Source organism: Psychrobacter sp. UBA6291, assembly GCF_002439405.1.
GTDB lineage: Bacteria > Pseudomonadota > Gammaproteobacteria > Pseudomonadales > Moraxellaceae > Psychrobacter > Psychrobacter faecalis.
The window spans coordinates 109,812-117,953 of record NZ_DJUD01000069.1 but is presented as its reverse complement, the minus strand read 5'-3'; the positions used below and the strand labels follow the sequence as shown (position 1 = coordinate 117,953).

Here is an 8,142-nt window from a genome sequence, read left to right as displayed (position 1 = left end):
ACTTCATGTGTTAATCTAAGTGTTTATTAAACGCCTCATGTTAGCTAATTACTTTAATGGTCAAGCTTCAGGCTGCAATTTTTCATAGCTGCCTGTTTGATGGGCACGGTATAAAAACCCACCAAGAATCATCAATCTTAATAATAATAAGCACCAAACGCTAAGCCAAATACCGGTCATATCCCATTGCTGGTAGAGTAGCCAACTTAAAGGGAAAAAGATAAGCGCCAATATCAGCGCGGCATTACGAATGACGCTACCAGCCGTTAAACCAAAGAATATTCCATCGAGCCAATAAGCGCCAACGCCAACCAGTGGCAGTAGTACCGCATAAAGGTGATAGTCATAAGCTAGCGCAAAGACGGGTTTGATATTGGTCATAAAATCCAAATAAGTTGGCATTGCAAGCCACCAAATCGCGCTTAGCATCATGGCAAGGCCGTAACTGACCACGCCTGTGCGTTTGACGATAATACGAAAGCGCGGCCAATCGCGTCGTCCTGCTGCTTGTCCGCTTAAGGTTTCTGCCGATACCGCCACGCCGTCAAGGGCGAAGGCTGAGATGCTTAATACCTGCAATAAAATAGCATTGGCGGCCAAAATAACATCGCCGCTTTGGGCCGACAGTCGGGTAATCCAAGCAAAGCTTAAGGTTAAAATAAGCGTACGGATAAAAATATCTTTATTTAACGAAAATAGCCTAAGCATTTTATGTTTGGTAAAGTGGTCTTTATTAGCATTAAATAACGCGCGCCAAGAGATTTGCAAATGTCGACGGCTAAGCCACAATGCTAAGACCACCCCAAGCCAAAAGGCAATGGTCGTCCCTAATGCTACCCCAACCAAGCCCATCTGCAGCACATAAACGAAAAATAAGGTCAGAATAATATTAAGCATGGCGATAAAGCCTTGCTGATAAAGCATATAGCGGGTTTTGCCTTGACCGGCAAACCAGCCGATAAATGCAAAATTCATCAGCTCTGCGATAACGCCCCAAAAACGGACATCCAAATAAGTCTTGGCTGCACGACCGCTATCAGGATTGGCAGAAAGCGCTTGTAAGCCAAAATCAATGAGCCAAGGTTTTGCAATAAGTAGCACTGCGCCAATCATAAACGCAAGTAACAAAGCCCGCTGCAAAATTGATAGCAGCGGTGATTGCGTTTGCTTAGAAGAGCTATTATTAGCAAGTTGACCGAGTGCTTGTGCAGAAAGGCCAGATGACGCATATTGCAGAAAATTAAAGCTGACTAGTATCAAAGACAGCAACTGAATAGCCAAGCCCATGCCAGCAAGCTTGGCAGTGTCATTCATATTACCGACAATCGCCGTATCAATGACACTTTGTAGTGGCATCGCAAGGTTAGCCAATAATACGGGTAAGGCAATCGCGATGATACGCGCATAGCGAGTATCAATAGGCGGCATAGCACTCGGCGGCAGGGTAGATGACATAGCTTAGTCGCTTATATAACCATATAATAAGGCGGAAAAGTTTAGTGATGACTTATCGAATAACATTAAAAGATGGATAAAAATAGTATAAAGACAAAAGCACCTAGAGTTTAGGTGCTTTTATCGTGATAACGTTTGCTAGACAACTAAAATTCTAGTTATTTGCTTTTATACAAGCGTTAGTCTTGCTCATACATTTTTGGATCATTAAACGTGACGATTTCTTCTTCAAACTCAGGTTTTACTTTGACGATAAAGTCGTCACGTGATAAGCCCATTCTTAAAGGAATAGAGCTTGCGATATAAGTTGAAGAATAAGTACCCGCAAGTAAACCAATAAACAGCGCCACTGAGAACCAGTATAGACCATCACCACCTAAGAATAACATCGCTAGCACTACCAGCAATACTGTTGAGATGGTCATAATCGTACGGCGCAGCGTCTCTGTTAATGACAAATCAATCGTTTGACGCGGTGTGATACCACGCACGCGGCGGAAGTTTTCGCGGATACGGTCATAAACGACGATCGTATCGTTCAGCGAGTAACCAATCAACGCCAGTACAGCAGCTAGGACAGTTAAATCAAACGGAAAGCCAAATAAGGCAAACACCCCGATGGTCACCACCGCATCATGGAATAGCGACAGTACTGCGCCAAGCGCTAGCTTAAACTGGAAACGTAGGGCAACATAGCCAAGCATACAAGCCAATGCTAATGCCAATGCCATAACCGAGTTTAAGTAGATTTCGTTACCGACTTGGCTACCGATAATATTAACGTTACTGATTTCAACGTTATTATTAGGCAGTGCCAATGCTTTACTCAGGCTGGCGTTCAGTCCATCGACGTTATCTGATTGAGGCGGCAAGCGCACTAAAAGCTCTTGGCGCGTACCTAGATACTGTACGACCGCATCGTCAAACCCATTATCAGCTAGCGCGTTTACCACGTCGACTTGCTCAACAGGCTGCTCATAACGCACATCCGCTGACACCCCGCCGGTAAAATCAAGACCTAGATTTAGACCATTAACGGCGATGGCGATAATACTGCCAATCACCATCAGAAGCGATAGAAGTGCCATCGGCTTTTCTAACTTCATAAATGGGATGATACGTTGATCGCCAATGGCTTTGATACCACCTTCTGCGTAAGCAGCGGCATCTTCGGCAGAACCACCTAACATCAAATTAGGATCAACCGCTGCTGTGTTACCAGATGCTTGGGTCGCCAAGGCTTGATTTTCTTTCCCACCGCGGCGGGTTTTTGAACCGGTCAATTTAGAGGTTCTAGGATTATTAGCTTGCGTATTACTGCCTTTGCCATCACGGCGCGGTTTTTTACGGCGGCGCGTACCAGTAGTATTTGCTTCACCGTTTGAGCCATTTCGATCTGGGTTATTTTCTTGTTCTAGCGGATTGTTATTATCGATAGCCATAGTTTTCTCCTAACCGATGCTCAGACGTTTGATAGATTTGCGCTTGCCGTAAGCAATTTGTATCAGCGCACGCGTCACCAAAATGGCGGTAAATAGCGAGCTGACAATACCAATCGCGAGGGTAATCGCAAAGCCTTTAATCGGACCCGTACCTATCGCAAATAAGATAAAGGCGACCAGTAAGGTTGTAATATTGGCATCGAAAATACTACTAAAAGCACGGTCAAAACCTGCGACGATGGCGGATTTTGGCCGGACACCATTTGCCAGCTCCTCACGTATCCGCTCAAAAATCAGCACGTTGGCATCGACCGCCATACCAATGGTCAAGACAATACCAGCAATACCCGGTAGGGTGAGTGATGAGCCTAAGATTGACATGATAGCAATGATAATAATGACGTTAATTGCTAGGGCCACGTTGGCGATGACGCCAAATAAGCGATAGAAAACAATCATAAAGGCGAAAACTAATAAATAACCAACTTGGGTAGAGAATAAGCCTTTTTCAATGTTTTCTTGACCGAGTGATGGACCAATCGTACGCTCTTCCACGAAATACATCGGTGCAGCTAGCGCTCCTGAACGTAATAAGAGTGCAAGCTCAGCCGCTTCTGCACTACTATCAAGTCCAGTAATACGGAATGATGAGCCCAGTACCGCTTGGATATTGGCACGGTTAATGACTTTGGTTTCTGCATACGGTGTACGTACTTCAACCGTCTCACCAGTCGCTGGGTCTTCTTTATAAGCGATACGTTGTTTGTTTTCAATAAACAGCACCGCCATTTGTTTACCGACAGCAGTACGGGTAGCGTTTTGCATGAGCTTGCCACCAGCACTATCTAGGGTAATGCTGACTTCAGGCGAGCCATTTTCATCGATGCCTGTCTGAGCATTGGTGACTTTATCACCGGTGACAATCGCTTGACGCTCAAGCAATACTGGCGGACCATCGAGTGTTTCAAAGGGGAACGCTTCAGTGCCAGCAGGCGGAATACCGCCCATATAGTTTTCAGCACCTTCAGCGACCATACGGAACTCAAGGTTAGCCGTACGACCAAGGACACGTTTTGCCTCAGCGGTATCTTGTACGCCTGGGAGCTCAACGACAATACGGCTAGCACCTTGCGATTGTACCAAAGCTTCGGTCACCCCAAGCTCAGCAATACGATTGCGTAGGGTGGTCAAGTTTTGGTTGACCGCGTAGCTATTGATTTCATCTAAGGTAGCATCGTTATACGCTAAAATCAGCGCAGGGCCCTGCTCATCAATCGAAGACTGTAGCGTGAAAGTATTACCCATCGAGCCTTGTAAGATGTTTTGCGCACGGTTACGGGTATCGGTATCAGCGAAATGCAGCACCACGCCACGTTTTTCGGTTTTGATACCTTTTACCGCAATACGCTCAGCACGTAAGTCACGGCGCATATCACGACTGGCACTGGTCAAACGCTGCTCGAGCGCTTTATCCATATCCACTTCTAGTACAAAACGTACTCCGCCGCGCAAATCAAGCCCGAGCTTCATCGGTTTTGCACCGATATCACGCAACCACTCTGGGGTCGTTTGTGCCAAGTTTAGTGCGACCACATAGTCCTCGCCCAAATTCTGACGCAGCACTTCCTGAGCTTTTAGCTGATCGACTGGATTATCGAGACGCACCAGCGCGCTGTTGCCCTCAAAGGTACCATCATGATTATTGATGCCAGCCTCTTCAAGTAAGCTTTTAGACTGGGTCAAAATACCTTCAGATAGCTGTGTACCTGCTGCGGCACTGGTAATCTGTACGGCAGGTTCATCAGGATAGAGGTTAGGGGCCGCATATAGACCGGCAATGATAAGCACGACGGCGATGAGTAAGTATTTCCAAGCGGGATATTGCATAATCACTTCTTTAAGTTGATAAACTACTGGCGACGCAGGCCACAAGTTAGCAGATGGGAAGTTAGCGATAACAATGGCAGGTGATTAAATGGAGAGCTACTATTGTGTGTTAGTAGTCGTACTAAATTCTGCACCACTGCGATCATCCGCGATGATAGTAAAGCAAAAAACGGTTAAGCGTAAACAGTAAAGCGAAAAATGACCGTAAATAATGTACGGTCATTTTACAGTCATTACAACCAATAATTGATATCTAGCAGCAATTAAGCTCAATAAAAGTTTGTCAATTATTGAATTTCTAAATGACAATTAAACGCTTTCAATGGTGCCAGCCGGCAATACTGAAATCACGGACGCACGTTGCACTTTAACATCGGTATGATTGTTTAAGCTCACTACCGCATAATCACCTTCCAATGCTTTAATACGGCCCATAAGACCACCAGCAAAAATGATTTCGCTGCCAACGGTCAACGCGTTGACCATCGCACGGTGTTCTTTGGTACGTTTAGACTGTGGGCGAATCACCAAAAAGTAAAAAATGGCAAAAAAGGCAACCGGCAACAAGATTTGTCCAAACATTGACGCAGCGCCGGCAGTTTCTGGTGCCGCATGGGCCGCTTGAATGAATAAGCTCATAATTTCTCTCAGTAAGTCATAGATAAGAATAAATTTACACGCATAGTAACAAAAAATCTCAGGCTTGGTAACTGTTAATCATAGGCTGAGGGCGTTTTTGTTGCAATTCATGGGGTGGCTATGATAGTTATAGTGATAGAGGATTTGTTATTATAAGCAAAGCAAGGGCAATTATGCAGTAGACATAACAAGCCAAATGTTAAGTTAATATAAAGTTGTTATTATTTTATAATTTTCAAAAATATGGGTAGCTATATTTCTAAGCAATTGATAATAATAGCTATTTATCGCAAATTGCCAGTATCATAAACAGAATGGCTGTATAATAGAATGGTTTGAGCACGTTTTTAATGATTGGGTAGAAAAGCATTCGTATTTATCGGCTATTATTTTCTATCTGCTAGCGCTTGCTCATGATATATTGTGATTTCCTTTTTCTTCTTTGTTTAGGTTACCTAACTTGTTTACCTTTTTTATGTCTGTACCTCGCTTATACCGTCCTCGCGCTTGTCGTAAAGACGCCTCTGCTGAACCTCCCCCGACGATGGGTGGCAATGGTCGCTCTTATATGACACGCTTTAATAGCAAATCGTTTTCGGCGTTTATTCTATTGCTAACCTCTTTGCTACCACAAGCGGTTTGGGCAGCAGGTGAGGTAGCAAATCCTACTGCTAGTAGCGTGCTACTGCTTATTTTATTTGTGCTCATTGCCATTGGCATCTCGTTCATTTGTTCGCTCGCCGAGGCGGCACTCCTCAGCATGACGCCGTCGTATATTGCTGACTTGCAGGAAACGAACCCAAAAAAATCCAACATGCTAAAACGCCTAAAGGTCGATAATATCGATCAGTCGTTGGCAGCTATCTTAACGTTAAATACCGTGGCGCATACTTTAGGCTCGATTGGGGCGGGTGCGCAGGCGACGATTGTCTTTGGTAGCGCTTGGTTTGGTCTGTTTTCGGCGTTCATGACCTTGGCTATTTTGTTTTTATCCGAAATCATGCCAAAAACCCTAGGCACTATCTATTGGCGTCAATTGGGCGGCATGGTTGCTTATTTTGTTCGCGGTATTATTTTGCTGCTCTATCCTTTGATTTGGTTCTCAGAAAAATTAACCAAACTGCTGGTACGCGGTAAAGAGCCGCAAGCGTTTAGCCGCCGTGAATTTGCGGCACTCGCCAGCATCGGCGAAGAATCAGGACAGATTGATCCGTTAGAGTCACGTATTATTCGTAATCTATTGGCATTTGGGGCGATTAAAGTTGAAGACATTATGACCCCGCGTTCGGTGATGCTGGCATTTGAAGAGCATAAAACCGTCGCTGATTTATTGGTTGATCGCCCAAAACTGACCTTTTCGCGTTTGCCAATTTATGATGGCGATTTGGACAATATCACCGGTTTTGTCTTAAAAACCGACATGCTCTTAGCAAAATTTAGCCATGCCGCTCATAAACCGCTGACCCAGTTTAAACGCGACATTACCTTTGTATTTTCAAAGATGAAACTGTTTGATTTATTAGAGCTGATGCTAAAAAACCGTATTCATATTGCTATCACCGTTGGTGAGTACGGCGAAGTTAAAGGCTTGGTAACTTTAGAAGATGTGTTTGAAACTTTATTAGGGCTTGAAATTGTCGATGAGATAGATCGCGTCGAAGACATGCAAGCCTTAGCTCGGCAGATGATGGACAGACGCGTTGAGCGTTTAGGCATGAAGCTCAGCGATGATGAAAGTTATGAAGACGGCCATAATGAACACAAGCATGAGAAAAATGGTCATTAAAAATTGGACTGAGCAGATAAATGCACAGCACTGTTTTGCGTGAGATTCGCAATAATCACACAGGGTGTCACATAGCTGTGAGAATTGGGTGATAGGCTAAAACTAACATAACAATGTGTCGTTAATTAACCTAAGTTTTACACACAAATAGCCTTAAAACAAAAGAATTATAAGCGCCTGATAAATTTAGGTCTTAAGTCAATGTATGACCATAATCTATAGCCATAACATTATTTGGCTTTAACGACACACGACGATAATGATAATAGTATTACTAAGGAATATCATGAAACGACTATGGGGAAAAGGGCTAATTGCTCTATTGATAAAAAGTGCTGGCGTGACAGCGGTAGTGGCCGCTGCTGGTGCTATTAGTATCAACGCGCAAGCGGCGACCATGAGCAATGCGCTGGTACAAAACTACGCCGCTGCCATGAAATCAGCTGCCAATAGCCAAAACACCAATCAAGTTGCGCGCTTGGTGTCTGATGATGCACTGATTTCGATGTCCAGAAAAGGCAAAACCACCAGCCTTGATAAAGACGCTTATCTGCAACTGCTGCAAAGAAGCTGGCGTGATACGTCAAATTATCGCTACGATATTACGGTGGATAACATTGTGATTACGGGCGACCAAGCCAAAGCCAATGTCACCACCAATGAAAGCTGGGTAAAAGACGGTCAAAAAGTTTCATTTGTCACCTCATCGCGGGTCACACTGACTTTATCTACGGGTAACGCAGTGCTTTTACGCGCGGTCTCACAAGTGACCATCAACTAAAAATTAGTCATATATCAAGTTCTGTATTATGAAGTAAGCCATCAAAAGATAAGGCAAATGACTTTTTGCGCATTATCTTTACGATTAGGCTGGTTTTTGTTTGATATTGCGTACTATACTGTCGATTAACTTTATTTTATCACTTATTGTTG

The 8,142-nt window shown here is 44.1% G+C and carries 6 protein-coding genes; 2 read left to right on the top strand and 4 right to left on the bottom strand.

All coding sequences use genetic code 11. The features are described from left to right. Positions 1 to 60: 60 nt before the first annotated feature. The 4 genes from B3R91_RS11875 to yajC all read right to left on the bottom strand — a co-directional run bounded on the left by B3R91_RS11875 (position 61) and on the right by yajC (position 5,423). A complete protein-coding gene (locus B3R91_RS11875) occupies positions 61 to 1,455 on the bottom strand; it encodes an MATE family efflux transporter (RefSeq protein ID WP_286797774.1) in 1,395 nt (464 codons plus the stop codon). Positions 1,456 to 1,634: 179 nt separating this feature from the next. Then, positions 1,635 to 2,897 carry a protein translocase subunit SecF gene (gene secF / locus B3R91_RS11870; RefSeq protein ID WP_286797773.1) on the bottom strand — a complete coding sequence of 421 codons (1,263 nt, stop codon included), beginning with the start codon at positions 2,895 to 2,897 and terminating at the stop codon, positions 1,635 to 1,637. Positions 2,898 to 2,906: 9 nt separating this feature from the next. Further along, positions 2,907 to 4,784, bottom strand: a complete 1,878-nt coding sequence (gene secD / locus B3R91_RS11865; protein ID WP_068408185.1) for a protein translocase subunit SecD — start codon at positions 4,782 to 4,784, stop codon at positions 2,907 to 2,909. 309 nt (positions 4,785 to 5,093) lie between these two features. Beyond that, positions 5,094 to 5,423 carry a preprotein translocase subunit YajC gene (gene yajC, locus B3R91_RS11860; RefSeq protein WP_068408182.1) on the bottom strand — a complete coding sequence of 110 codons (330 nt, stop codon included), beginning with the start codon at positions 5,421 to 5,423 and terminating at the stop codon, positions 5,094 to 5,096. A gap of 475 nt (positions 5,424 to 5,898) precedes the next feature. On the opposite strand from yajC, the gene B3R91_RS11855 reads away from it, so the two are divergent. Further along, positions 5,899 to 7,209, top strand: coding sequence for a hemolysin family protein (locus B3R91_RS11855; protein WP_286797772.1), 1,311 nt, complete (start codon positions 5,899 to 5,901; stop codon positions 7,207 to 7,209). Positions 7,210 to 7,495: 286 nt separating this feature from the next. Further along, positions 7,496 to 7,990 carry a nuclear transport factor 2 family protein gene (locus B3R91_RS11850; RefSeq protein WP_191692031.1) on the top strand — a complete coding sequence of 165 codons (495 nt, stop codon included), beginning with the start codon at positions 7,496 to 7,498 and terminating at the stop codon, positions 7,988 to 7,990. Positions 7,991 to 8,142: the final 152 nt, after the last annotated feature.